26 protein-coding genes and 3 pseudogenes are annotated in these 23,104 nt (G+C 63.0%); 8 read left to right on the top strand and 21 right to left on the bottom strand.

What is annotated here, in order from left to right; genetic code table 11:
• Position 1: 1 nt before the first annotated feature.
• On the top strand, positions 2-436 hold the full coding sequence (locus G5575_RS00960; RefSeq protein ID WP_164532708.1) for an ATP-binding protein: 435 nt from the start codon (positions 2-4) through the stop codon (positions 434-436).
• Here G5575_RS00960 and G5575_RS00965 read toward each other — a convergent pair.
• Genes G5575_RS00965 through G5575_RS00980 form a run of 5 tightly spaced genes read right to left on the bottom strand, consistent with a single transcriptional unit; the run spans position 419 to position 3,788 of the window.
• On the bottom strand, positions 419-874 hold the full coding sequence (locus tag G5575_RS00965; RefSeq protein ID WP_164532709.1) for a hypothetical protein: 456 nt from the start codon (positions 872-874) through the stop codon (positions 419-421). The genes G5575_RS00960 and G5575_RS00965 overlap by 18 nt on opposite strands.
• Complete coding sequence (locus G5575_RS19180; RefSeq protein WP_207632958.1) at positions 871-2,049, bottom strand: glycosyltransferase family protein; 1,179 nt, start codon at positions 2,047-2,049, stop codon at positions 871-873. Before G5575_RS19180 ends, G5575_RS00965 begins: the two co-directional genes overlap by 4 nt.
• Positions 1,974-2,753: a glycosyltransferase gene (locus tag G5575_RS19185; protein WP_207632959.1), complete on the bottom strand. Its 780-nt coding sequence runs from the start codon at positions 2,751-2,753 to the stop codon at positions 1,974-1,976. The genes G5575_RS19180 and G5575_RS19185 overlap by 76 nt, the downstream gene beginning before the upstream one ends.
• Before the next feature lie 7 nt (positions 2,754-2,760).
• Positions 2,761-3,489, bottom strand: a complete 729-nt coding sequence (locus G5575_RS00975) for an OmpA family protein (protein ID WP_164532710.1) — start codon at positions 3,487-3,489, stop codon at positions 2,761-2,763.
• Positions 3,483-3,788 carry a carbohydrate-binding domain-containing protein gene (locus tag G5575_RS00980; protein WP_164532711.1) on the bottom strand — a complete coding sequence of 102 codons (306 nt, stop codon included), beginning with the start codon at positions 3,786-3,788 and terminating at the stop codon, positions 3,483-3,485. The genes G5575_RS00975 and G5575_RS00980 overlap by 7 nt, the downstream gene beginning before the upstream one ends.
• A 178-nt stretch (positions 3,789-3,966) precedes the next feature.
• Here G5575_RS00980 and G5575_RS00985 point away from each other — a divergent pair.
• A pseudogene (locus tag G5575_RS00985) lies at positions 3,967-6,101 on the top strand (esterase-like activity of phytase family protein).
• Positions 6,102-6,144: 43 nt separating this feature from the next.
• Here G5575_RS00985 and G5575_RS00990 read toward each other — a convergent pair.
• From G5575_RS00990 to G5575_RS01040, 15 genes and pseudogenes are all read right to left on the bottom strand, one after another.
• Positions 6,145-6,867, bottom strand: a complete 723-nt coding sequence (locus G5575_RS00990; RefSeq protein ID WP_164532712.1) for an LrgB family protein — start codon at positions 6,865-6,867, stop codon at positions 6,145-6,147.
• Entirely contained in the window at positions 6,864-7,244 is a 381-nt protein-coding gene (locus G5575_RS00995) for a CidA/LrgA family protein (RefSeq protein WP_164532713.1), read from the bottom strand. The genes G5575_RS00990 and G5575_RS00995 overlap by 4 nt, the downstream gene beginning before the upstream one ends.
• Before the next feature lie 22 nt (positions 7,245-7,266).
• Positions 7,267-8,502 carry a metal-dependent hydrolase family protein gene (locus G5575_RS01000; RefSeq protein WP_164532714.1) on the bottom strand — a complete coding sequence of 412 codons (1,236 nt, stop codon included), beginning with the start codon at positions 8,500-8,502 and terminating at the stop codon, positions 7,267-7,269.
• 16 nt (positions 8,503-8,518) lie between these two features.
• On the bottom strand, positions 8,519-9,493 hold the full coding sequence (locus G5575_RS01005; RefSeq protein ID WP_164532715.1) for an ABC transporter ATP-binding protein: 975 nt from the start codon (positions 9,491-9,493) through the stop codon (positions 8,519-8,521).
• Positions 9,483-10,486, bottom strand: a pseudogene (locus tag G5575_RS01010) (ABC transporter ATP-binding protein). Before G5575_RS01010 ends, G5575_RS01005 begins: the two are co-directional and overlap by 11 nt.
• A gap of 29 nt (positions 10,487-10,515) precedes the next feature.
• Positions 10,516-10,641, bottom strand: a complete 126-nt coding sequence (locus G5575_RS20905) for a hypothetical protein (RefSeq protein WP_268904364.1) — start codon at positions 10,639-10,641, stop codon at positions 10,516-10,518.
• Positions 10,599-11,459, bottom strand: a complete 861-nt coding sequence (locus G5575_RS01015) for a succinylglutamate desuccinylase/aspartoacylase family protein (protein WP_235935487.1) — start codon at positions 11,457-11,459, stop codon at positions 10,599-10,601. The genes G5575_RS20905 and G5575_RS01015 overlap by 43 nt, the downstream gene beginning before the upstream one ends.
• 17 nt (positions 11,460-11,476) lie before the next feature.
• The gene (locus G5575_RS01020) at positions 11,477-12,331 is read right to left on the bottom strand and encodes an ABC transporter permease (protein WP_164532716.1); all 855 of its coding nucleotides are present in this window, start codon (positions 12,329-12,331) and stop codon (positions 11,477-11,479) included.
• A 5-nt stretch (positions 12,332-12,336) separates the two neighbouring features.
• Positions 12,337-13,317 carry an ABC transporter permease gene (locus G5575_RS01025; protein WP_164532717.1) on the bottom strand — a complete coding sequence of 327 codons (981 nt, stop codon included), beginning with the start codon at positions 13,315-13,317 and terminating at the stop codon, positions 12,337-12,339.
• A 27-nt stretch (positions 13,318-13,344) separates the two neighbouring features.
• Positions 13,345-13,791 carry a M24 family metallopeptidase gene (locus G5575_RS19725; RefSeq protein ID WP_235935488.1) on the bottom strand — a complete coding sequence of 149 codons (447 nt, stop codon included), beginning with the start codon at positions 13,789-13,791 and terminating at the stop codon, positions 13,345-13,347.
• A complete protein-coding gene (locus G5575_RS19730) occupies positions 13,788-14,153 on the bottom strand; it encodes a hypothetical protein (RefSeq protein ID WP_328765917.1) in 366 nt (121 codons plus the stop codon). The genes G5575_RS19725 and G5575_RS19730 overlap by 4 nt, the downstream gene beginning before the upstream one ends.
• Before the next feature lie 143 nt (positions 14,154-14,296).
• A pseudogene (locus tag G5575_RS21395) lies at positions 14,297-14,515 on the bottom strand (aminopeptidase P family N-terminal domain-containing protein); the annotation flags it as partial.
• Positions 14,516-14,579: 64 nt separating this feature from the next.
• A complete protein-coding gene (locus G5575_RS01035) occupies positions 14,580-15,635 on the bottom strand; it encodes an ABC transporter substrate-binding protein (RefSeq protein ID WP_328765789.1) in 1,056 nt (351 codons plus the stop codon).
• Positions 15,520-16,029 carry an ABC transporter substrate-binding protein gene (locus G5575_RS20910; protein WP_328765790.1) on the bottom strand — a complete coding sequence of 170 codons (510 nt, stop codon included), beginning with the start codon at positions 16,027-16,029 and terminating at the stop codon, positions 15,520-15,522. Before G5575_RS20910 ends, G5575_RS01035 begins: the two co-directional genes overlap by 116 nt.
• On the bottom strand, positions 15,977-17,149 hold the full coding sequence (locus G5575_RS01040; protein ID WP_328765791.1) for a GntR family transcriptional regulator: 1,173 nt from the start codon (positions 17,147-17,149) through the stop codon (positions 15,977-15,979). Before G5575_RS01040 ends, G5575_RS20910 begins: the two co-directional genes overlap by 53 nt.
• 205 nt (positions 17,150-17,354) lie before the next feature.
• Between G5575_RS01040 and G5575_RS01045 the strand changes: the two genes are divergently transcribed.
• The 4 genes from G5575_RS01045 to G5575_RS01055 are packed head-to-tail and all read left to right on the top strand — an operon-like array spanning position 17,355 to position 19,995.
• A complete protein-coding gene (locus tag G5575_RS01045; protein WP_164532718.1) occupies positions 17,355-18,326 on the top strand; it encodes an aldo/keto reductase in 972 nt (323 codons plus the stop codon).
• Between the two features lie 12 nt (positions 18,327-18,338).
• On the top strand, positions 18,339-19,097 hold the full coding sequence (locus tag G5575_RS01050; protein WP_235935490.1) for a hypothetical protein: 759 nt from the start codon (positions 18,339-18,341) through the stop codon (positions 19,095-19,097).
• Positions 19,070-19,501 (top strand): hypothetical protein, encoded by a 432-nt coding sequence (locus G5575_RS19740; protein WP_235935491.1) that lies wholly within the window; start codon positions 19,070-19,072, stop codon positions 19,499-19,501. The genes G5575_RS01050 and G5575_RS19740 overlap by 28 nt, the downstream gene beginning before the upstream one ends.
• Entirely contained in the window at positions 19,498-19,995 is a 498-nt protein-coding gene (locus G5575_RS01055; protein WP_328765792.1) for a GAF domain-containing protein, read from the top strand. The genes G5575_RS19740 and G5575_RS01055 overlap by 4 nt, the downstream gene beginning before the upstream one ends.
• Positions 19,996-20,051: 56 nt before the next feature.
• Here G5575_RS01055 and G5575_RS01060 read toward each other — a convergent pair whose 3' ends face one another.
• Entirely contained in the window at positions 20,052-20,543 is a 492-nt protein-coding gene (locus tag G5575_RS01060; protein ID WP_164532719.1) for an SH3 domain-containing protein, read from the bottom strand.
• A gap of 244 nt (positions 20,544-20,787) precedes the next feature.
• Between G5575_RS01060 and G5575_RS01065 the strand changes: the two genes are divergently transcribed.
• Positions 20,788-22,665 (top strand): CASTOR/POLLUX-related putative ion channel, encoded by a 1,878-nt coding sequence (locus tag G5575_RS01065; RefSeq protein WP_235935492.1) that lies wholly within the window; start codon positions 20,788-20,790, stop codon positions 22,663-22,665.
• Positions 22,666-22,783: 118 nt separating this feature from the next.
• Positions 22,784-23,074, top strand: coding sequence for a hypothetical protein (locus G5575_RS01070; RefSeq protein ID WP_164532720.1), 291 nt, complete (start codon positions 22,784-22,786; stop codon positions 23,072-23,074).
• Positions 23,075-23,104: the final 30 nt, after the last annotated feature.

The following is a 23,104-nucleotide window of genomic DNA, read 5'->3' on the forward strand; positions in this document are numbered from 1 at the left end:
CATGTCATCCTCCCTCAGTCTGAAGATTGACAGCGACCTTGCAGGTGTCGGACCGGTGGCTCGGGCGGTGCGCGCGCTGTGCTCAGAAACGCTCGACGAGCTAGCGCTCGACGAGCTCGAACTGGGAGTGGTGGAAGCGCTCAACAACGTCATCAAGCACGGTTATGCCGGCCAGAAGGGGTCGCTGGTGCAGGTGCGCGTCGGCCTCAAGGCCGACAAGGTGGTGGTCGAGATCATCGATCAGGCACCGCCCATGCCCCCGTCGGCACTGCAGCCCAGCGATCCCTGGGCCGGGATAGACGCGGCCGAGCCGCAGGATCTGCCCGAAGGCGGCATGGGCCTGGCCTTGATCCAGATGACGATGGACGAAGTGGCCTATTCGTCCCGCAAGGGCGTCAACACGCTGACCTTGACCAAGCTATTGTCGCGCAAGTAGCGCCCTGACGCGCGGCTCCAGATCCGGAACGGCTGCGGCCACCAGCGCCAAAGCCGGCGCGACCTCCTGAGCCGCAGAGGGTGCCTCCGCCTCGAGCGTGGCGATGACCTGTTCCAGCGATTGACGATGCTGCGCCGGTTGACCCAGTCCCTGGGAAAGGCCGAGGACGGCCGCGTTCAACGCTGCCGCCCTATTGCCGGCGGTGCTGGGATCGGCGCCATAAGCATCCTCTCCCATTTGCATCGCCGTCCCGACGAAGTCCGGGGCAAGCACGGGAGCCTTCGAGCCTGTCGTGGCTTGAGCCGCAATAACCTGGTCCCGGATACGCCCAGTCGTATCGAAGTATTCGAGGTAGACGATCGCAGCGGTGGAACAAAGCAGCGCGGCGATAAAGACGATCTGCCCGCGGGCTTGCAGCATGCCATCGCGAAAACTCATGGCGACACGGCCTCCTCGCCTTTGGATTGGTGCGGATGCATCTTGCCGGCGACGATCTCGCTTTCGAATTCGGCGTCGGGTTGCCAGAAGGCGGCGCGGATGATGGGGAGCATGGAACTGGCATTGGTAAGGCCCCAAAGCGTGTTGGCCAGCATGGCGCCCAGGCCATAGCCATGACGGCCCTGGGCATAGGCGACCCAGCCCCAGGCCAGGCTCACGAGCGTCAACACCACAACCCCGATCTGCCATCGCACGAGGCGACCGTAAGTGCCGACCTGCCGATCCTTGGGGGTCACGGGAAAAGCGATCTTCTTGCCGCGCAGCACGGTCCAAAGCGCCTGTAGGCTCAGCGGGAATGTCGCCAGATACCAGGCGCGGCCTTTGCTATTAGAATTTCCCCAGGTGGAGACCAGCTTGCTAAGCTCGTTGAGCACGAGGAACGGAGTGATGTGGATGAAAAAATCCAGCGAATAGCCCGCCAGCGGGGCGACGCCGGTCAGAAGAAAAACGATGGGCGAGACGAGGAAGATGACGTTCCAGATCGGCGACAGGTACGAATAGAACGTCGCCGCATACATGAGCTTTTGCGCCCCGGTCAGCCCCGGGCGAAAGAGCGGACTGTCAGTAACGAAGATGTCGAGCGTGCCGCCAGCATATTTGAAGCGCTGCAGCGTCCAGCTCAGAAGGTCGTTGGGCGAGAGCATGCGCGCTTGCGGGACCGGGTGCAGCACCGATTTCCAGCCCCGCTCGCGGTCGGCATGGAGGGCGATCGAGGTATAGATGTCTTCCGAGACGTGGAATTTATAGGGCTGAAACTCGGTATCGAGCGCGCCCTGCCAGCGCATCGCGCTCTTGATCGACTCGGCGATCGCCGTTTCGCCGGTCAGCCGGCGCGCCGAAGCCTCGTCACGGCCGGCCTCGGCTTCTATGGCGTCCGACCATTGACGAAGGGCGGCCTCCATCACGGCCTCGCGGCGATGAATGGAGCCAGCACCGCAACAAAAGCTGGCATTGGCCCAGTTGCGTCGGCGCAGGATGACATCGAAGAACAATTGCGGATCGTTGGCGAAGGGATCTTCGCCCAACTGGATCGGACCGACTAGCCGCTCCACCGCCCGCCCCAGCCAGCGACCGGGCCGGCCCAGGCGGCGCTCCAGCTTTGCCGGCAGCGGCACGCCGGGGGCACATCGTAGAACCATTGCGGCGTCTGCACCCAAGCAACCTTTTCGTCGCGGAAATAGCCCAGCGTTTCCTCAAGGAATGTGGGAAACGGGATCATGTCCGCGTCGCAGATCAGGATGAAGTCGCCGCCGGTGACGGTCATCGCATTGCGCAGGTTGCCGGCCTTGAAGCCCAGATTGTCGCTGCGGGTGATATAGTTGACCCCTTCTTCTGCCGCGACGGCGGCCATGGCCGGGCGCTTGCCATCGTCGAGCACATGCACCTTAAGGTCGATCGGATGAGGGTAGGTCAGCGCCTTTGCCGCTTGCAGGCCCTGGCGCACCAGCTCGGGATCCTCGCTATAGGTGGCAAAGAACACATCGACGGCGAGCGGCCGCTCGGGTGCATCGGGATCGCCGCTGCAGTCGCGCGTGGTCACCGGCAGCGGCGGCCGTTCCGGGGATTTTGCCGACCAGAGGTTGAGGGTGAAAAGGAAGAGGCCGAGATAGGCGCCGGTCTCGGCTACGAGCAGGGGAATGGAAAACCACAGCGCCTCAAAATTGACCGAGAACATCCAGCGCCAGATGATGTACCAGGCGCCAAAGGCCAGGCATGCGGTGCTGAGGAACTGCCAGAGCGCCTCATGCCATGGCGAATAGCGCAGGGGCGTCCAAGGTTTTTGTGCCGCAAAACGCGAGCGGAAACCGTAATCCGTCATGGCACCGCTAATGCCCTGGTCCGAGCACTGGTTCCCCTGCGATCAGGCGCGCCTTGGCCTGCTCGAGCAGCCACAACACCTCCTTGGGATCGGTGTTGCTGGAGCGGACATAAAGGGTGCCGTCATTGCGCCATCCGAGAACAAGAATATGCGCAAGATCCGCGCCCTGCGCTTCACCGGCCAGTTGCGAAACTGGGTTGTCGGGTACGACAGCGGGCGGCTGAGCGACAGGCGCCGGGCTCCAGAGCTGCACCCTTACGAGTCGATTGTCCGCGGCTTCCGCGCCGAATTGGTCGGTGCCAGGCGTTGGTACGATGTTGGCGGCAGGGAAGCGCGCGCCGGCGACCAGGAGGTCATCGAGCACAGCGCTGGCGCGGGCAGCGGTCAAGCGCAGGTTGCCCAGTTCGGTGCCGCTGACATCGGCGTAACCGGTAATGGTGACGGAGCAGTTGTAGGCCGCAGCAGCGGAAACGAGTGGTGAGAGGGCTTCGCCCGCGTCCGCCGCCGTGCTGTCACTGGCAAAGCCGGTGACGTCAGCGGATGCGGAGCAAGCGGCGGCTGCAGACTGTTCGGTCAAAGCCTGCCAGCTGCCGGGCGGCGCATTGGCCACTGCCGTTTCGTTCTCCGACCAGACCAGGGCTCCGGCCGACTTGTCGCGTTCGATGATGGTACCATCCGCAACAATGTTGAAATCGGCAGCGGCGAGGGCCGTCGCACCGACATTGGCGCCTAGCACTCAAGGCTGCGGTCCTGCCCCTCGCCGGCAAAATAATCATTGGTGAGGCGCAGCGTCAGATCGCCTTGCGTGGCAAGGAGATCGTCGCCGACAGCAAAGGTAAAAGTTTGCCCTTCTGGTACCGGGTTTTCGACCGTGCCACTGCCGACCACCGTGCCGCCCAGCGCCATTTCGAAGGCAGGACCGCCCTCGAAGGCCGCGCCCGAAAGAGTGACGCTGATCTCGCCCGCCTCGGCGGAATGTCCAGCAAGGCACAGCCCAAAGACCGCCGCCGAATGGAAAAGTGCACTGTGTCGCATCACCGCTCCTCGATCCTTTATGCTCCGAAGCTGGCAAGCGGGGTGGGCAAGGACAAGCCGCAAGGGGCCTTAGAGTAACTACGGAGCTAACGGCGACGGTGAATTCTTGCAGCCTGCGGCCTGTCACATGGACGTCATGCACTGTGCCTAATCGGACCCCGTCATTTGGGGACTTTTTATGATCGCACAAAAGCGTCTGGCCGCCTTGAGCGCCGTTCTGTTGTTGACCACTACAGGCGTTGAAGCCGCGCCATACTTCAATCGCATCGCAAGCTTTGCCGTGGCGGAAAACGCGCCCGAGGCGGAAGCCACATCCTCTGAAATCATTGCCGCCAGCGAAGACGGCATGACCTTGATCTATTCCGATAGCCCCGGCGGCGGCATCGGCTTCATCGACATCACCGATGCGTCCGCGCCCAAACCCGCCGGCTACCTCGCCATCGAGGGCGAGCCGACCTCCGTCGCCATCATCGGCGACAAGGCCTATGTGGGCGTCAACACGTCCGAGAGCTTCACCGAGCCCTCCGGCAAGCTCGTCGTCGTCGATATAGCGACGCAAACGGCCGAGGCCGAGTACGACCTGGGCGGCCAGCCCGACTCCGTTGCCCGCAACAAAGCCGGCACGCTCCTTGCCATCGCCATCGAGAATGAGCGCAACGAAGAGGTCAATGACGGCGCCATCCCGCAGATGCCGGCTGGTTTCCTGGTCATCTTCGACGTCGCTTCGGCAGAGCTCAAGACCATCAACGTCACCGGTCTCGCCGATATCGCGGGCGAAGATCCCGAACCCGAATTCGTCGACTTCAACGCCAATGACGAGATCGCCCTGACGCTGCAGGAAAACAATCATGTGGTGATCATCGACGGCAAGACCGGCGCGGTTACCAACCACTTTAGCGCCGGCTCGACCACCGTCACCGATGTCGACACCGAGCGCAACGGCGTGCTCGATTTCTCCGGCACCCAGCAAGATCGCCTGCGCGAGCCCGATAGCGTCAAGTGGCTCGACAATGATCGCCTGGTCATCGCCAATGAGGGCGACTGGAACGGCGGGTCGCGCGGCTTCACCATCTTCAGCAAGACCGGCGAAGAGCTGTTCGAAGCCGGCAATGCACTCGATCACAACGCGGCGCAGCTCGGTCACTATCCCGAGCACCGTGCCTCCAAGGGCGTCGAACCCGAAGGGCTCGAAGTCGCCACCTTCGGCGACACCGACTATATCTTCGTGACCGAAGAGCGCTCCTCGCTGATCGCCGTCTACACCGATGGCGAGACGCCCCAATTCGTGCAGGCCGTTCCTTCCGGCATTTCCCCGAAGGCGTCGTCGCCATCCCGTCGCGCAACCTCCTGGCCACCGCCAACGAGGCTGACCTGCGCGAAGATGGCGGTGTCGGCTCCCATGTCATGATCTATGAACTGGCGGAAGGCGAAGCCAACTACCCGCAGCTGATTTCGGACCTCGACGCCGACGATCGCCCGATCGGTTGGGCAGCGCTTTCTGGTGCTTATGCGACCGAACCCGGCAAGCTCGTCGCCGTCAGCGACAGCGCCTTTGCGGAGGCGGCTATCTATACGATCGATGCGACGGCCACCCCGGCCCGCATCACGGCCAAGACCGTGATCACGCGCAACAGACAGCCGGCGCAAAAGCTCGATCTTGAAGGCATCACCGGTGATGGCGAAGGCGGCTTCTGGCTTGCTTCGGAAGGCGACACCGCCAAGCTCACCCCGCACGCCCTGTTCCACGTCAATGCCGAGGGCGAGATCGAAGAAGAGATCGCCTTCCCGGCCGAACTGCTTGCCGGCGAAACCCGCTCGGGTGCCGAAGGTATCGCCAAAGTTGGCGACACGCTTTGGATCGCCATCCAGCGCGAGTGGAAGGACGACGAAAAAGGTTTTGTGAAGCTCGTCGGCTACAACACAGCCACCGAAGAATGGAGCGCCGTGCGCTATCCGCTCGAAACCGCCGCGGAAGGCGCCTGGGTCGGCCTTTCCGAGATCAGCCTGCATGGTGACTATGTCTATCTGATCGAACGCGACAACCAGATCGCCGACAAGGCCAGGCTCAAGGCCGTCTACCGCGTCCCGGTCGCCGACCTTTCTGGCGCAGAACTGGACAGCGACCTGCCTACCGTCAGCAAGGAACTGGTGCGCGACCTCCTCCCCGATCTGGCCGCGCAAGATGGCTACATCGTCGACAAGGTCGAAAGCCTCGCTATCGACAGCGATGGCAAGGCCTATGTCATTACCGACAATGATGGCGTGGACGATAGCTCGGGCGAAACCATGTTCTGGACCTTCGGCATCGAATAGGCCCAAGCTCATCTCCTCCCCCGCAAGGGAGGGAGTTTCGTCATCAGCCGAACACGCCGAAGGCCAGCGGAACGATGATGGCCGTGGCGAGGCCGTTGAGCGCCATGGCAAGGCCCGCAAACGAGCCGGCGATCTGGTCGACCTGATAGGCCCGTGCGGTGCCGATGCCATGCGAGGTGAGGCCCGCAGCAAAGCCGCGGGCGGCGTAGTCGGTGATCTTGTGCGCATTCATGAGCGGGGTGACGATGACGGCACCCAGAATGCCGGTTGCGATCACGAGCACGGCTGTGAGCGCCGGTTCGGCGCCGATTTCACCGGCTATGCCCACGGCGATGCCAGCGGTCACCGATTTGGGGACGAGAGCGAGGATGATCTCTCGGCCCGCGCCCAGCAGAAAGGCGATGATCGTGGCCGAGGCGATGGCGAACGGCGCCCCGACGGCAAGGGCGGCCAGGATCGGCAGGGCTTTTGCCCGTACAAGCTGGCGGGCGCGATACAGTGGAACGGCGAGCGCGACTGTGGCCGGACCCAGGATGAAGTGGATGAACTGGGCGCCATCGAAATAGGTGTCATAGCGCGTGCCGGTCAGCTGCAGCACGATGACGACGGCGACAATAGTGATCAGCACCGGATTGACCAAGGCGTTGAAGCCGCTGGCCTTGGCGAGGCGCTGGGCGCCCACGAAAATGCCGACGGTTATGGTGAGCCAGAGCAGCGGGCTCGCCGCAAGGTAGACCCAAAGGTCGAAGGGCGTTGCTGCACTCATGGAACTGGCCGGCGACTGGACTGCAACCGGCTGACGAGGCGAAAGACGCCGACCGTCACCAGCAGCGTCAGCACGGTCGAGACGACGAGAGCCACGACCAGCGCAAGGCCGTGGTCGAGGATCAGGCCGTAATGCTGGGAGATGCCGACGCCTGCCGGTACGAAGACGAGGCCTAGATTGGACAGCAGCGTATCGGCGACTTTGGCGATGGGCCCCTGCTCGGCTGCTTCAGGCTTTCGGAGATGACCATGAAGGGTCAGGACGGCAAACATCAGGACGATGCCGATCACCGGCCCCGGCACGGGCCAGGCGAAGGCGCGAACGATGACCTCGCCGGCAAGCTGGCAGGCCAGCAGAGCGAACAATCCGAGCAGCATGGCATCTCACCGGGTCGGAAGATCAGTGCAGCTGGTTCTTGGCAAACTGGCCGCGAGTCATGATGACGGGCATGTGAGCGCCATCGCCCTGCAGCACCGAGATGTCCTCGAGCGGGTCGCCATCGACGACGAGTAGGTCGGCGGAGGCGCCGGCCGCAACGACGCCAGCCTCGCCTTCAAGCCGGCACAGCCGCGCGCCGATTGTCGTGGCAGAGCGGATGATTTCGGCATTAGTGAGCACCTTGGCCAGAAGCTCGAATTCCATGCAGTGATACTTGCGCAACTGGCCCAAGAGGTCGGAACCGAAGGCCATCGGCAGTCCGGCATCGCGCATGATCTCAAGCGAGCGCAGGCCGCCGCTGCGGACGACTTCGATCTTGGCGAACTCGGCGGCGCCGAGACCGAGGGCTTCTCCCTCGAGCGCCAGCGCGTCATAGGCGACAAGCGTCGGCACCGCGATGCAGCCCTTTTCGGCAGCGAGCCTTGCCGTTTCCGGCTCGATCAGGTTGCAATGTTCGAGGGAATGAACGCCCAGTTCGACGCAGCGGCGGATGGCCTTATCGGTATAGACATGGGCGGCGACATAGAGCCCTGCGTTTTCGGCTTCTTCCACCATGGCGAGGATTTCCTCGCGCGAATACTGGATCGAGTGGATGGGATCGTTGGGCGAGGACACGCCGCCATTGGCCATGACCTTGATGAAGTTGGCGCCTTCCTTGATCATCGTGCGGCAGGCGGCGCGGACATTGTCGACGCCGTCGACGATGAGCCCCATCGAGCCGAGACGGTCCGAGAAGATGCCCGGCCGGTCGTCAGTGCGCGAGCGCAGGTCGGCATGGCCGCCGGTCGTGGTCAGTCCCTTGCCGCAGATGACGATGCGCGGGCCGGTGATGACACCCTCGTTGACGGCGCGCACCAGGCCATAGTCGGCGCCACCCAGGTCGCGCAGTGTGGTAAAGCCGCGCAACAGCGCCTCGCTTATCACCCGCGCCGAGCGCAAGGCCGCGAGCGAAGCGGGCGCCGTCATGTTACCCCAAAGGTCAAGCGTTTCGGCAACGACGTGGACATGACAATCAATGAGTCCGGGCATGATGGTGCGTCCGCCAACGTCGATGGTCACCGCATCGGAGGGGGCCGCGATGTTCTCGCCAACGGCGACGATCCGGTCGCCGGTCACCAGCACATCGAGACCGTCGGCCAGAGTGCCCTGCTCTGCGTCTAGCACGCGGCCGCCGGTGAAAAGAGTGCTGGACGTCATCAAAAGTTCTCCAAACCTAGCGGTGATGGCACGCCACCAATTGCCCTTCCGGCCGCGCCGTCAATGCCGGCTCAACCGTCTTGCACACTTCGGTGGCGAGGGGACAGCGCGTGTGAAACGGGCAGCCGGAGGGCTTGCGCGTGGCGCTCGGGATATCATCATTGGTGGCGCTGAACTGATGGCGCCTGCGCGGATCGTGAGAAGGCGCCGAGCGCATCAGGAGCTCGGTATAGGGGTGGGTCGGGTGCCCGAAGATCAGCGTCTTGGGCGCGATCTCGACGATCTTGCCCAGATACATGACGGCGACGCGATGCGAGATGAATTCGACGACGCCGAGGTCATGCGAGATGGAGAGAAACGAAACGCCGAGGTCACGCTGCAGATCGCTCAAGAGATTGAGGATCTGCGCCTGCACCGACACGTCGAGCGCCGAAACCGGCTCGTCGCAGACGATGACATCGGGGTTGAGCGCCAGGGCGCGGGCAATGCCGATGCGCTGGCGCTGGCCGCCGGAGAACTGGTGCGCAAAATTGTCGGCCTGGTCGGGGCGCAGGCCCACGCGCTGCATCAGCTCGGCGACGCGATCGTCGCGCTCGGCCTTGGTGCCCACCTTATGGATATCGAGCGGCGCGCGGATAATGTCTTTTACCCGCTGGCGCGGGTTGAGCGACGAGAACGGGTCCTGGAAGACGATCTGCATGCGACGGCGATAGCTTTTCAGCGCCGAGCGGTTGAAGTCCCGGATCTCCTGCCCGTCGAAATTGACCGTGCCGCCGGTCGGCTTGACCAGCCCCATCAGCGCCAGGCCGGTCGTCGACTTGCCGCATCCGCTCTCACCCACAAGGCTGAGCGTTTCACCGCGATTAAGCGAGAAGCTGACGCCATCGACGGCTTTGACGGCGCCTACCTGGCGCTGCAACACACCGGCGCGAATGGGGAAATGGACTTCGAGATTGTCGACGCTGAGGAGCGGCGTAGCGTCAGGCTGCATTGTCGTGCTCCCAGCAAGCGGCCCAGTGGCCGGGGCGTTTTTCCTGGAACGGCGGGCGCTCCTCGAGGCAGCGGGCCGAGGCACCCGGGCATCTTGGTGCGAAGGCGCAGCCCTTCGGCAGATCCCAGAGCGGCGGCACGGTGCCGGAAATATCGGCGAGGCGATCGCCGGCCTGGCTCGAGGCGCCGCCCTGCGGCACCGCACCCATGAGGCCGATCGTATAGGGGTGGAAGGGCCGGTCGAAGAGGTCGAAGATGCTGGCCTCTTCAACCTTGCGGCCGGCATACATGACGATCACCCGATCGGCGACCTCGGAGACGACGCCGAGGTCGTGGGTGATGAGGATTTGCGCCGTGCCGAGACGCTTTTGCAGGTCGAGATCAGGCCCAGAATCTGGGCCTGGATGGTAACGTCGAGAGCGGTGGTCGGCTCGTCGGCGATGATGATCTTGGGATCGCAGGCCAGCGCCAAAGCGATCATGGCGCGCTGCCGCATGCCGCCCGAAAGTTCGTGCGGAAACTGCCCGGCCCGCCGCTCGGGGTCGGGCATCTGCACCAGTTGCAGCGTCTCGACGGCCTTGGCATAGGCTTCCTTGCGCGAGCATTTGCGGTGCTGGCGGACGGCTTCGGCGATCTGTTCGCCGATGCGCAGCACGGGATTGAGCGCCGTCAGCGGCTCCTGGAAAATCATGGCGATCTTTTCGCCGCGATAGTCTTCGACCTGCCGCTCGCTCATGGCCATGAAATCCTGGCCATCGATGAGGATCTTGCCGGAAGCCACCTTGGCGGCATCCGGGAGAAGGCGCAGAAGTGCAAGCGCGGTCATGGACTTGCCGCAACCGCTTTCCCCAACGATGCAGAGCGTTTCGCCGGCACGCACATGAAGGTTCATTTCGGAGACAACAGCAAAGCTTCCCTGGCCGCCATTGATCTCGATCTCAAGATCGGTGACCTGCAGCACGGGAGCCTGATCGTTTTGTACAATGGCGTTCATCGCTATTGTCTCCTTGTCCTGGTGCCCGTTCAGTCGGTGGCGCCGTCGAGATTGCCGACCATGTAGGCATAGTCGCCGCTCTGGACGACGTTGCGGGTGAGGTGCTGCATGATCATGATGCCGTTCTTGAACGGGGTCTTGATCTCTTCGAGCACTTCGAAATTGTAGGGGCTGACGACGCGGCCGAGCAGTTGATCGCCGGTAATGGTTTCCCCGTTCGCGGGAGCCAGCGTTTCGATGAAACCGCCCTGTGTAGGTCGAATACCGGCCAGCTCGGTGACGACGATCTGCTTGGGGTTGGGCGTGACTTCACCCGGGATGACCCCCTTGGTCCGCAGCATGTTGAGAACGCCGTCGACCGTGCGCTTGATATAGGGGTCTGGTCGACGATGCCGCCGCCGAGCTCGATGACGGCGACCGGAATGTTGCGGGTATCGATGGTCACCGACTTGGTGGTGCCACCAAAAACGGTGCCCTGCTTGTTCTCGACCGGACGGTACAGCACCTTCGAGCCGAAGGCGCGCGACAGTTCTTCGTCGTTCCAGATGTAGACATAGTCGACGGTCGGCCGATCGGTGCCACTATGAAGGTCGATGTGGATGTCGATGACGTTGAGATACTGCTCGGTCAGGGCATGGGCGAGCTGCTGGCTATAGGTGCCCTTGGGGTTGCCGGGGAACTGGCGATTGAGGTCGACCTTGTCGATGGTCGCATAGCGCTCGTTTACGGCAAAGGCGGATGGGTTGGCGACCGGCAGCAGCAGGATGCGGCCCTTGAGCGGCATGTCCTTGAGGATGTGGAAGAGCTCAAGGATTGCCTGCGAGCCGGTATTTTCGTTGCCATGGATGGAGGCCGAAATGCCGACGGTGGGGCCCGCTTCCTCGCCGACCAGCTCGTGGATAAAGAGCACCGCATCGCTGCCATCAGCATTGGTGGTGAACTTGGGACGGAGCTGGTTGATGGTTTTGACCATGCGAATATTCCTTGGTGTTATTTGGCCTTGGAGGCCTTGGCCCCGCCGCGCGAAAGCTGGCGTGGATCGAGAACGTCCCTGAGCCCGTCGCCCAGGAGATTGAAGCCGAGCACGGTGATCATGATGGTCGCGCCCGAAATGATGGAGAGCCAGGGTGCATCGCGCATGAACTTGGTGCCATAGGCCAGGGTCCAACCCCAGGTGGGGGTCGGCGGCGGCAGGCCGAAGCCGAGAAAGCTCAAGGCCGATTCCGAAATGATTGCGGTGCCAAGGCCGAGCGAGGCCAGGACGATGATCGGGCCCAGGGCATTGGGCAGGATCTCGCGGAACAGGATGCGCACTGGGCTGGCGCCCAGGGCGCGTGCGGCTTGCACATAGTTCTGTTCGCGCAAAACCAAAGTGGTGGAGCGTACGACACGGGCATATTCGGTCCAGGCCACGACGATAATGGCGAAGGACACGTTGAGCACGCCCGGCCCGAGCACGGCAACGATGGCCAGGGCGAGCACGATGGCCGGAAAGCCGAGGAAGACATCGGTGATGCGCATCAGGAGCTGGTCGACCCAGCCACCGAAATAGCCGGCGGCGAGACCGACCACAGTGCCGATCAGGGCCGAGCAAACAACCGAAATGACGGCGATTGTCAGCGAAATGCGGGCGCCGAAGACGAGGCGGGACCAGAGGTCGCGGCCAAAATTGTCGGTGCCGATGATGTGCTCGAAGGTCGGGCCCTCGAAGCGGTTGCGCATGTCCATCTGCTCGACGCCATGGGTGGCCACATAGGGCGCGAAAACGGCGCAGAAGATGATGGCGAGAGTGATGAAAAGGCCAAGGACCAGCGAGGTGTTGCGAAGCGCTTTTGGGAGCTGCATGAGGATCACCCGAGCCGGATGCGCGGATCGACCGCGGCGTAAAGAAGGTCGACCACCAGATTGACCAGCGCGTAGACGATGGCGAAGGTCAAGACGATGCCCTGGATCAGCGGCAGGTCGCGCTGCGAAATGGCGGCGATCGTCAGCTGTCCGAGGCCAGGCCAGGCAAAGATGGACTCCGTGATCACCGCGCCACCCAGAAGCGCGCCAAAGCGCAGGCCGATGACGCTCAAAACCGGCAACAGCGCATTGCGCAGCGCGTGGCGCACCACCACCCTGCCCTTGCGCAGACCCTTGGCATAAGCGGTGCGGACGAAGTCCTCGCGCAGCACTTCGAGCATGGAGGCGCGCACGAGACGGGAAATGATGGCGGCCGAGTTGGCGGCCAGCGCCAGCGCCGGCAGGGCCATATGGGTCAGCGAGTCCCACAAGACCTGCGGGCGACCGGTGACGGCGGCAAACAGTGCCTCATGCAGCGGCACGCCGCGACCGATGGCCGGGAGCCAGCCCAACTGCACCGCAAAGAGCAGCATCAGCAGCAGGCCCAGCCAGTAAACCGGCATGGAAACGCCGATCTGGGCAAAAAGCATGGTGACCGTATCGATCCAGGACCCCTGCCGGATGGCCGCAAGGACGCCCAGGGTCAGCCCGATGAGGGTCGCAAGGATCAAGGCGACTACGGCAAGCTCGATCGTTGCGCCAAGACGGCCGGCGATGATCGTGGCGACGGGCTGGTTCTGGAAAATAGAGCGGCCCATATCGCCTTGCAGGAGCGCAGCGAAATAGTCCCAGAGGCGGATGAACCAGGGATCGTTGAGCCCCAGCGTATTGCGCAGGTTGGTGATGGCCTCGGGCGTCGCGTCCTGGCCGAGCAGCACCGCAGCCGGATCGCCGGGGATCAGCAGCAGCAGGCCAAAGGTGACCACGACCATGCCGATGGCCATGGGGATCAGCAGCAATAGCCGGCGAACGACATAGGCTAGCATGGCGGTCCCTCGAGAAGGTGGTGGGGATCAGACAATGATGATCTCGTCGAGCTTGCGCGGAAACTGGGTGAGGCTTTCCGGCCCGTCCTGGGTGACGAGCACGGTATCGGCAAGGCGGAAGCCACCGAGGCCGGGCACATAAAGGGCGGGCTCGGAGGAGCAGACCATGCCGGGCACGAGGATGGTGTCGTCGCCGCCTTCGACCCACGGGGGCTCATGGAACATCACGCCCATGCCGTGGCCGACGCGATGGAGGCAGTAGGGACCCATGCCCGCGTCGCGGATGAAATCGAGGGCCCGGTCATCGGCCGAGGCGCAGGTGGCTCCGGCGACGAGGCCGGCGGTTCCTATTTCCTGTGCCTGCTGGGCGGTGGTGTAGAACCATTCCTGTTCTTTGGTGGGCTCGCCCAGAATAAAGGTGCGCTCGCTTTCAGCCGCGCGTCCACCTACCCGGCAGCCGAGCGACAGGATCATGCTTTCGCCGCGCTGCGGGCGATGGCCGGACGGCATGCCATGGGGAATGCCGAGCGTTTGCCGGAATAAACGAGGCCGCCGGCCGTGCCCTGCACCAGCATGATGTCTTCGTGCTCGCGATACATGGTGTCGAGCGCATGGCGGATGATGTGCGACTCGATCTCGATCTCCGTCGGCATCTGCGTGTTGTTGCGCAGGGCCTCGCCGATCAGGGCGACGCCGGCGCTGACCATGGAGTCGGAAATGCGCGCCGCTTCGCGCTGCAGCACCAACTCTTCGGGGCGCTTGGTGAGGCGCATATGGCCGACGATGCCGGAAGCGCGAACGGTGGCATTGGGGAAAGCGGCCTCGATCTGTGGCACCCGGGCAAGCGAAAGCTGGGCGAATGGGCGACGACGCCCTTGATGTGGCCGAGGGTACGGCCGAGCACGGCAAATGGCCGGTCGCGTCCAGGAAATTCGAAATAGACCACGAGTTCGGCGGCGGTGTGCTGCTCGGTGGCGTGGTGGCGCTCGAGTTCAGGCACCAGGAGATAGGCATTCTGCTGCGTCAGCGCGAATACCACCGGACGCTCGGTCGTGTAGTGGGAAAAACCGGTCGTATAGATGACGTCGTCATTGCTATCGAGCAGCAGCACATCGACGCCGGTTTCGGCCATCCGTGCGCGAATGTCGCGGTGGAGCGCGGCATAGTAATCGGCGCTCAGCCGCTGGGAGAAGCTCATGACGATATCCTTGATGGAAAGATTTGGCCGGCGCTGGGGGCAAGCGCCGGCCGCGTTTAGCCGATCAGTCGTTAAAACCGATCAGGCCACGCAGGTTGCCACGGGGCGTGCCCTGGACTTCGACCGGGATGTCCTTGGAGTAGAACAGCTGGTAGCCCTGGGCCGAAACCACGTAGTATGGCAGTTCTTCCGCCAGGATGGTGGCGGCAGCCTGATAGGCCGTCGCGCGCTGCGCCTGATCAAGGGTCGAGCGGCCTTGCTGGAGCAGGGTGTCGACATCCGGGTTGGAATAGCCACCCCAGTTGGTCGGGCCGTCCGTGGTGAACTGGGCAAACATCAGGCGATCGGGATCGACGATATTGAGCCAGCCGAGCAAGGCGATCTGGTGCAGGCCCTGCTGCACGTAATTGGTCGAGAAGGACGGCCAATCGGTGATCTGCGCGGTGGCCTTTACGCCAGCAGATTCAAAGATGGCCTGCAGATATTCGACGGTCTGAACACGGTTGGGATCTTCGCTATGCGTGGCAAGCGTGATGGCCAGATCCTGGCCGTCCTTGTCGAGCACGCCGTCGCCATTGCTGTCGGTCCAGCCAAGCGCCGCAAAATCGGCCATGGCGCCTTCGATGTCGAAGGTCGGCTGCGAGATCGTGTCCGAGAATGCCCAGGACGAGGGCAGGATGATCGAATGCGCAACCTGGTCGACACCCTGGTAGATGTCGTTGACGATGGTGTCCTGGTCGACGAGCTTGGCAAAGGCCTGGCGCATCTTGGGATCGGCGAGCAGCGGATCCTTGGTGTTGAAGTTGAGGTAGTTGATGCCGAGGCCCGCAGTGATGACATTGCCGAAGCGGTCGTCAGCGGAGAGACGCTCGATGTCCTGCGGCGACAGCGGCGACTGGATCACGTCAAGGTCGCCGGCTTCGAAGGCCTGGGCGCGAGCCGAGTTGTCGCCGATGATCTTGATGGTGACGTTCTCGATCTCGGGAGCGCCGCGCCAGTAGCTGTCATTGGCTTCGAGCACGATTTCGCTGCCGCGGTTCCACGACACCATCTTCATCGGACCGGCGCCGACCGGGTTGAGTCCGATATCGGTGCCGCCTTCGACCAGCGCCTTTGGCACGATGCCGATATCGAGGTAGCTGAGGAGCGGCGCATAGGGGCGCGCTCAGCGTAAACTTGACGGTCTGCGGGTCAACAGCCTCCACGGCGCTGATCGGGCTATAAAGCGCGCGCTGCGGGGCGTTGAAATCGGGATTGACCAGGGTGGTGTAGGTATAGACGACGTCGTCGGCGGTCAGCGGGCTGCCGTCGGAGAAGGTGAGGTCCGGACGCAGCTTGAAGATGAACGTGGTCGGATCGGGATTTTCCCAGCTTTCGGCCAGGTCCGGCACCGGTTCGAGCGCCGGCGTGATGTGCACGAGGCCCGAATAGATGAGGTCGGCGGTGCGCGAAGCGGTCGAGTCACGCGTCAAGCGCGGATCGAGCGTACCGGCATCGACGTCGGCGCCGATCACGAGCGTATCGGCATCCTGTGCGACAACCGCCTGCAGCGGCATGAAGCTCAGCGCGACGATGGCGCTGGTGGTCAAAAGAAAAGTTTTCATTCCCTGTTCCCTTTTTTACCGAAGACCGCTCAGGCGATCTTGAGTTCTGTCGAGCGCCCTTGGCGTGGCGCAGTTCGGTGAGGCGCGGCGTCAAAATGGTGTCGAGCCCGCCGGGATCGACGGCGTGCCGGTATTCAAAACACTGCACGTCCGGGCCGACGAGTTCGGCCACATGGTCGGCGCCCGAGGCGTAGATGACGGCGTCGCAGCCGCTGATGATGTCTTTAAGATCCGGTGCCGATGACCAGGTGACGCGGATGTCCGAAACATGCGGCGCGAATTCGCGCACGCTGGGACGCATGATGGCGATATATTCCTGAAAGTGGGTGACCGCGGCGACCCGGGAGCGCGAGTCGAGGCCGGCAAGGCTCCGGCGCGTGCCTTGCGAGGGCAGCATGCGAAGGCCCACCACCTCTCCCTGCCCGAGAAGGGCGCGCACTTCGGCTTCGCGGTGGCTGAAGGTGACGACGATGTCGGCGGCATGGCAGGCGGCCAGCGTTTCCGCACCCTTGCGCAAGGCATCGATGGTGACGAGCTTGATCTCGTCGCCGGCGGGAAGCACGGCGCGCACCTGTTCGAGGTAATCGCGGCCGGGTCCTTCGAAAATACAGACGAAAATGATGTCGAGGCCCACCGAAGGCCGGCGCATCTGGGCGCGGGCGCTGATCATGGAAACGAGGGCCATGGGCGAAACGCCCAGCGTCTCCGCCTTGGCGAGGATGGCGTCGATGTCGCCGCGCAGGGCATTGATCGGCTGCGAATTGTCGATGCCCTTGCGCGGATCGCCAGCGGTAAAGGCGCCGAGCCCGGCGCGCATCTCGATCAGCCCCTCGTCGCGCAGCTGCTGATAGACCTGGCTGACCGTCATCGGCGCGATGCCGAGCTCTGACGCGAGCTGGCGCACCGATTGCAGCTTGGTGCCGTACGGAATGTTCCCGAAGGCCAGAGCGTAGCTCAAAAGACCATGCAGCTGCGTACCGACGGGCACGGGCAAAGACTTGTCGATGCTGGCAGCGTCAATGGGAAACACGTGTTCTTCCGCGCTAGTACACCTCAACCGTAACAGTAGGTACTTGCGCGACGCAATAGGTCTGGACAGAATTTATCCACAGTTTGCATCCGCCGAAATTATGTGCACTTTAGCGCAAAACGGCTTCGGTTTGCAGTCCGCTCGTCTGCCCTTCGGCAGTTGGGCGGTACCAACCGAACCAGGCGCATGTGAAGGCGGTGTACTAATGGACTATGTCAACCTTGGCCGAACCGGCCTCAAGATCTCTCGGCTTGGGCTCGGCTGCATGACCTTCGGCTCGCCGAACTGGGCGCCCTGGGTGTTGGACGAAGCGGCCTCGACGCCGATCATCCACAAGGCGCTGGAGCTGGGGATCAACTTCTTCGACATGGCCGACATGTATTCGGCTGGCGAAAGTGAGATCGTGGTCGCCCGAGCCCTCGCCCATGTGCCGCGCCACAAGCTGGTGCTGGCAACCAAGCTCTATAACCCGATGAGCCAGGACCCGAACGATCGCGGCCTCTCGCGCAAGCACGTTTTCGAAGCCGTCGATGGCAGCCTTAAGCGCCTCGGCACCGATTACATCGACCTCTATCAGCTGCATCGCTTCGACTACGAGACGCCGCTCGAGGAAACGCTGGATGCCCTCAACGACGTGGTCCGCGCCGGCAAGGTGCGTTATCTCGGCGCCTCCTCCATGCATGCCTGGCAGTTCATGAAGGCGCTAGGCCTGCAGCGCGCCCATGGCTGGGCGCCGTTCGTCTCCATGCAGCCGCACTACAACCTGATGTATCGGGAGGAAGAGCGCGAAATGATCCCGCTTTGCCGCTCGGAAGGCGTCGGCGTCATTCCGTGGAGCCCGCTGGCCCGGGGTCGTTTGGCCGGACGCGGAGCGGATGCCTCGACCCGCTCGCAGACCGACAAGACCGCCGGTGCGCTTTATGACCGATCGGCGGAGCAGGATGAAGCGGTGGTCGCCGCCGTGCGCCAGGTGGCCGAACGGCACGAAAGGCCATTGGCGCAGATTGCCTATGCCTGGGTTGCCAGCCGTCCCGGCATCACCGCGCCGCTGGTAGGCATTTCCAAGCTCCACCAGTTCGATGACGCCGTTGCCGCTCTCGACATCAAGCTCAGCGATGAGGACGTCGCAGCGATGGAAGCGCCCTACCATCCTAAGCCGGTCGCCGGTCACCAGTAAGGAGTTGCGCAGATGAAACTCGGCAAGGAACTGGCAGAACTCACCGCCGGCATCGACCAGCTCTATCGCAACACGCCGCGCAGCGACGGTTTCCTCGATAAGGAGGGCCTAATCCCCGTCGCGGTCGCCGAGGTAACGCCCCGCCCGCTGGCCGATTACGACGAAGCGGTGGACGCCTTGAACGCCCTGCGGGCTCGTCTTCCAGCGGAAGCGGAAAGCCCGCTGCGCCGCGACTATCTCGACGAGATGATCGACTCGCTGCTGACGCTGGTGGCGACATTCCGCGAGGAACAAGTCTCCTTCGCCGATCGCGTCAGCCGGCAGATCCGCGTCTCTACCCAGCGCATCGGCGACGATGTCTTGGACGGCTATCGCAGCGTCATTCGCGAAAAGCTCGACGAGCTCGGCTATAGCGGCGGTGCGCTGGCGGACGATTTGGCGCGCTACGAGGAAACGGTGCGCGTCCCCGTCGATCAGGTGCTCGACACCATGCGAGCGCTGACCCTTGAAGCTCGCGAGCGCGTCACGGCCACCATGTACCCGATGGCCGACCAGTGGATGGAGCCGGTGGGCGTTTCCGCCGTGCCGTTCTCGGCCTATTGCGACTACCCCTCGCGCAAGGTGCTGATGAACCTCGACTTCCCTATACACGCTTCGCTCTCAAGCACCTCGCGACGCACGAAGTGTTTCCCGGCCACCTTGTGCATCTTGCCCTGCGGGAAAAGTATGTTGCCGAAGGAACCATGCCGCTCGATGGCGCACAGGTGGTGACCAGCTCCGCCAGCAGTGCGCTCTTCGAAGGCATTGCCGATAATGGCACGTTCTTTCTCGATTGGATTGAAGGCCCCGAAGACGAGCTTGGCGTTGCGCTGCAGCGCCTGCGCGGTGCCCTCCGCTGCAACGCGGCCTGGATGATGCATGAAGAGGGCATGACGCTGGACGAGATCGTGCCGATCATTGCCGAAGGCGGGTTCCAGGATCCGGTCACGGCCCGCTCGCGTCTGGCCTTTCTGGGCCACAACCTGCGCGCGCCCTTCGTCTATGCCTATTGGTGCGGCGACATGGCGGTGCATGAAGTGTGGAGCAAAGTCCCCGCCGAGCGTCGCGCCGAGTTCTGGGAATATCTTTACGGCAACATGCACACGCCGACGACGCTCAAGACCTATTGGGCATGAGCGCGATGACCGAACACGCCACGGACCTTGCCCACTTCGACGCCGCCATTGCCGAGGCAAAAGGCGCCGAGGCGGCTTATCTGGCGCTTGAGGAATTGGTTCGCGCCACGGTGGGCGCCAAGCTCTTTACGGTCATGACCGTAGACATGAAGCACGATCTCAGCCGCCGCGCCTACACCAGCGATCCGGTCAACTACCCGACCTCGGGCACCAAGCCGATCAATTACGGGCCCTGGTTCGACACCGTGCACACGCAGAAGGCCTATTTTATCGCCAACACGATCGAAGACATCGCCAAGGTCTTGTTCGACCACGAACTCATCAACGAGCTCGGCTGCCAGTCCATCGTCAACATGCCGGTCATCGTCGGCGGCACGCTGATTGCGGTGGTCAACATCCTCGACGTTGCCGGCCATTTTACGCCCGAGCGCGTGCAGCTGATCCGCGATGTCATTTCCGTGCCAGCCAAACTTGCGGTGCTCGCCGCGCGCTGACTGAATCGAAAAGCCGCCCCGGTTTCCCGAGACGGCGTCTATTTTGACGGGGCTATTCAGTTCCAGCCGCGCGGCCACTCATCGGAGCGATCGTCGCGATCCCAGTCGTTGTTCCAGCCGCCATTGTTGTGGCCGCCATTATTGTTCCAGCCGCCATGATCGGGACGCGGCGGGCGGGGCGGTTGAGGCTGCGGACGGGGCGCCGGAGCGTTGCCGAAGTTGAACTCGAAGCTGTAGTTCGGCCTGCCGTTATAGCCGCCACCATAGTTGTTGCCATAGCCGCCATTGCCGCGAAGCTGGAGATACTGCGAGGACACCCAGCCGTCGGGACCGCGCTTCTGCACGTAGCACCAACCGGCCTGGCATTCCTGCACCTCGACGCGATCACCGCGACGCAGGCTATCGACCACGCCGTAGCCGCCTCCTGGACCCGAGCGCACATTGACATGGGTGGTGGCAGTCGCCTGCGCGGCAAAAGCAGCACCGGCCGAAGCCAGCATCACAGCGCCGGCGACCACAGCCTTCATGACGTTTTTCTTGATCTGCATTTCAGCTTCCTCATTCGGGGGGGACCATCTGGTCCGTTGACCGCATAAGGCGCCTTCCGGCATGAACCGGACCTGAACCGAGACGTCAGCCAGAATTTAGAATGCGAGAATCTTCTCGGGGCCCTGGCTCACCCCCGCACGGCCATGATTTTGCTGCAAAAATTCGGCGGTCACCCGTTGGAAGCCGGGCGCGCTTGGGATATCGCTTGGCGTACCGACGCGTTCGGTCCGGAGATTCCCTTTCATGACCAGCCCTTCCCGGCCATCCCTGCGAGCCCGCCTTCGCTACGAGTTCGACAAGTCGATGTCGGCAGGTCCCGTGGCCCTGATCGGCTGGCTGGCGCTGCTCTCGATCGTCGTGATCATGGTGGCCTCGATCATCCTCGTGCTGTTCCAGCTGGCGCCCGAAGGCGGGCAGCCGGTCGATTTTCTCGAGGCCGCCTGGGAATCGCTGATGCGATCGATGGATGCGGGCACGGTCGCCGGCGATACGGGCTGGACCTTCCGCGCCGTCGGGCTCGTGGTCACCATTGCCGGCATCTTCATTTTCTCGACGCTGATCGGTGTCCTTTCCTCGGGCATCGAAGGCAAGCTCGAAGACCTGCGCAAGGGTCGCAGCCAGGTGCTCGAGAAGGACCATACCATTATTCTGAACTGGAGCCCGTCGATCTTCGACGTCATCTCCGAACTGGTCGTCGCCAATCGGAGCCGCAACCGCCCACGCATCGTCATCATGGCCAACCGCGACAAGGTGGAGATGGAGGATGAGATCGCGGCCAAGGTCGCAGAGCTTGGCAATACCCGCATCATCTGCCGCAGCGGCGACCCGACCGACCTGTACGACCTCTCGCTGGTAACCCCGCAATCGGCGCGCTCGATCATCATTCTCTCCCCTGACAGCGAGGACGATCCGGATAGCTGCGTCATCAAGTCGATCCTGGCGCTGGTGCATGATCCGCGGCGCCGGGCCGAGCCCTATCGCATCGCCGCAGAAATCCGCGACGCCCGCAATGTCGAGGTGGCACGGGTGGTCGGGGGACGCGAGGCGCAACTGGTGCTGGCCGATGACCTGATCGGGCGCATCGTCGTGCATTCGAGCCGCCAATCGGGCCTTTCCGCGGTTTACTCAGAACTACTCGATTTCGATGGCTGCGAGATCTACACGGTCGAGCAGCAGGGCCTTGTCGGCAAGACCTTCGCGGAAAGCGTCATGTCCTATGAGAGCTCGACGCTGATTGGGCTCGTGACCGCCGAGGGACATGTGGAGCTCAATCCACCAATGGACCGGCGCGTGGCGGCGGGCGACCGGGCGGTGATCATCGCCGAGGACGATGCTGCGATCCAGATCAAGGCGCCGCTCGTCGAACCCGACCTTTCACAAATCCGCATGCCGGCAGCGGTCGCCCAACAACCCGAGCGCGTCTTGCTGCTGGGGTGGAACCGTCGGGCGCCGGTCATCACCTTCGAACTCAGCCGCTATGTGGAGCCGGGTTCGGCCCTGACCATCGCAGCGGACACGCCCACGATCGAAGACGATATCGGCGCTTTGGCCGTCGCCAGTGAAAACTTAAAGGTCTATTTCAGCCGCACCGACATCACGAGCCGCAAGGCGCTCGAAGAGCTCAATATTTCGAGCTACGACCATGTGCTGGTGCTCGGCTATTCCGACATATTGGCGCCGCAACCCACCGACACGCGGACGCTGGTGACGCTACTGCACCTGCGCAAGATTGCCGAAAGCACCGGGCGCCGGGTGAAAGTGGTGTCGGAGATGGTCGACGTGCGCAATCGCGAACTGGCCGAGGTGACCCGGGCAGACGATTTCGTCGTGTCCAACAAGCTCGTCAGCCTGATGCTCGCGCAGGCCTCGGAAAACGATGCGCTGACCGCCATTTTCGATGATCTCCTCGATGAAGCCGGCTCGGAACTCTATATGCGGTCCGCCAGCGACTATGTTGCCCTGGACGTGTCGGTAAGCTTTTACACGGTCAGCGAAGCGGCTCGGCAACGCGGTGAGGTCGCGATCGGCTACCACCGGCCGCGCCCGGACGCCGCCGCCAACGGCATCCTCATCAATCCCCCAAGGGTGTTGCCGAAACCTATGTCGAAGGCGATCGGCTGATCATTCTGGCAAGAGACTGAGCGGACAATCTCTGACGTTACGGCTCCGTAGTTGTAGTCGCGCCGACATACGCAAGAAAGTTTGCGACCGCCGTTTCCGCACGCCTTAAGCATACATCTTGCCCTTCGGCTTCCGTCGCGACGGCGGTCAGAAAAACAGCCGCGCCGCTGACCCGCCAGAACTTGGCGTGCCAGCCGTCATGGTCCTGCCGCAAGGAAATGCGAAAGCCGCGGTAGATATGCTCCACGTGCAAAAAGCTCCGGTATCTGAGTTGATACCGGTGGATACGGGTCGCATTTTAGGGAAGTTTCCGGCGCGCAGTAGCAAAGCCGTGATGATGTTTTCCGTGAACGGTTATGCCGACCGAAAAGTTGCTGGAAAAATGTTTCCTTCGGCTTGGTCCGCGTGAACAAGCAAAGCCAACTTTGGTTGCCATGCC

It is taken from the genome of Devosia aurantiaca (assembly GCF_011058215.1).
Classification (GTDB): domain Bacteria; phylum Pseudomonadota; class Alphaproteobacteria; order Rhizobiales; family Devosiaceae; genus Devosia; species Devosia aurantiaca.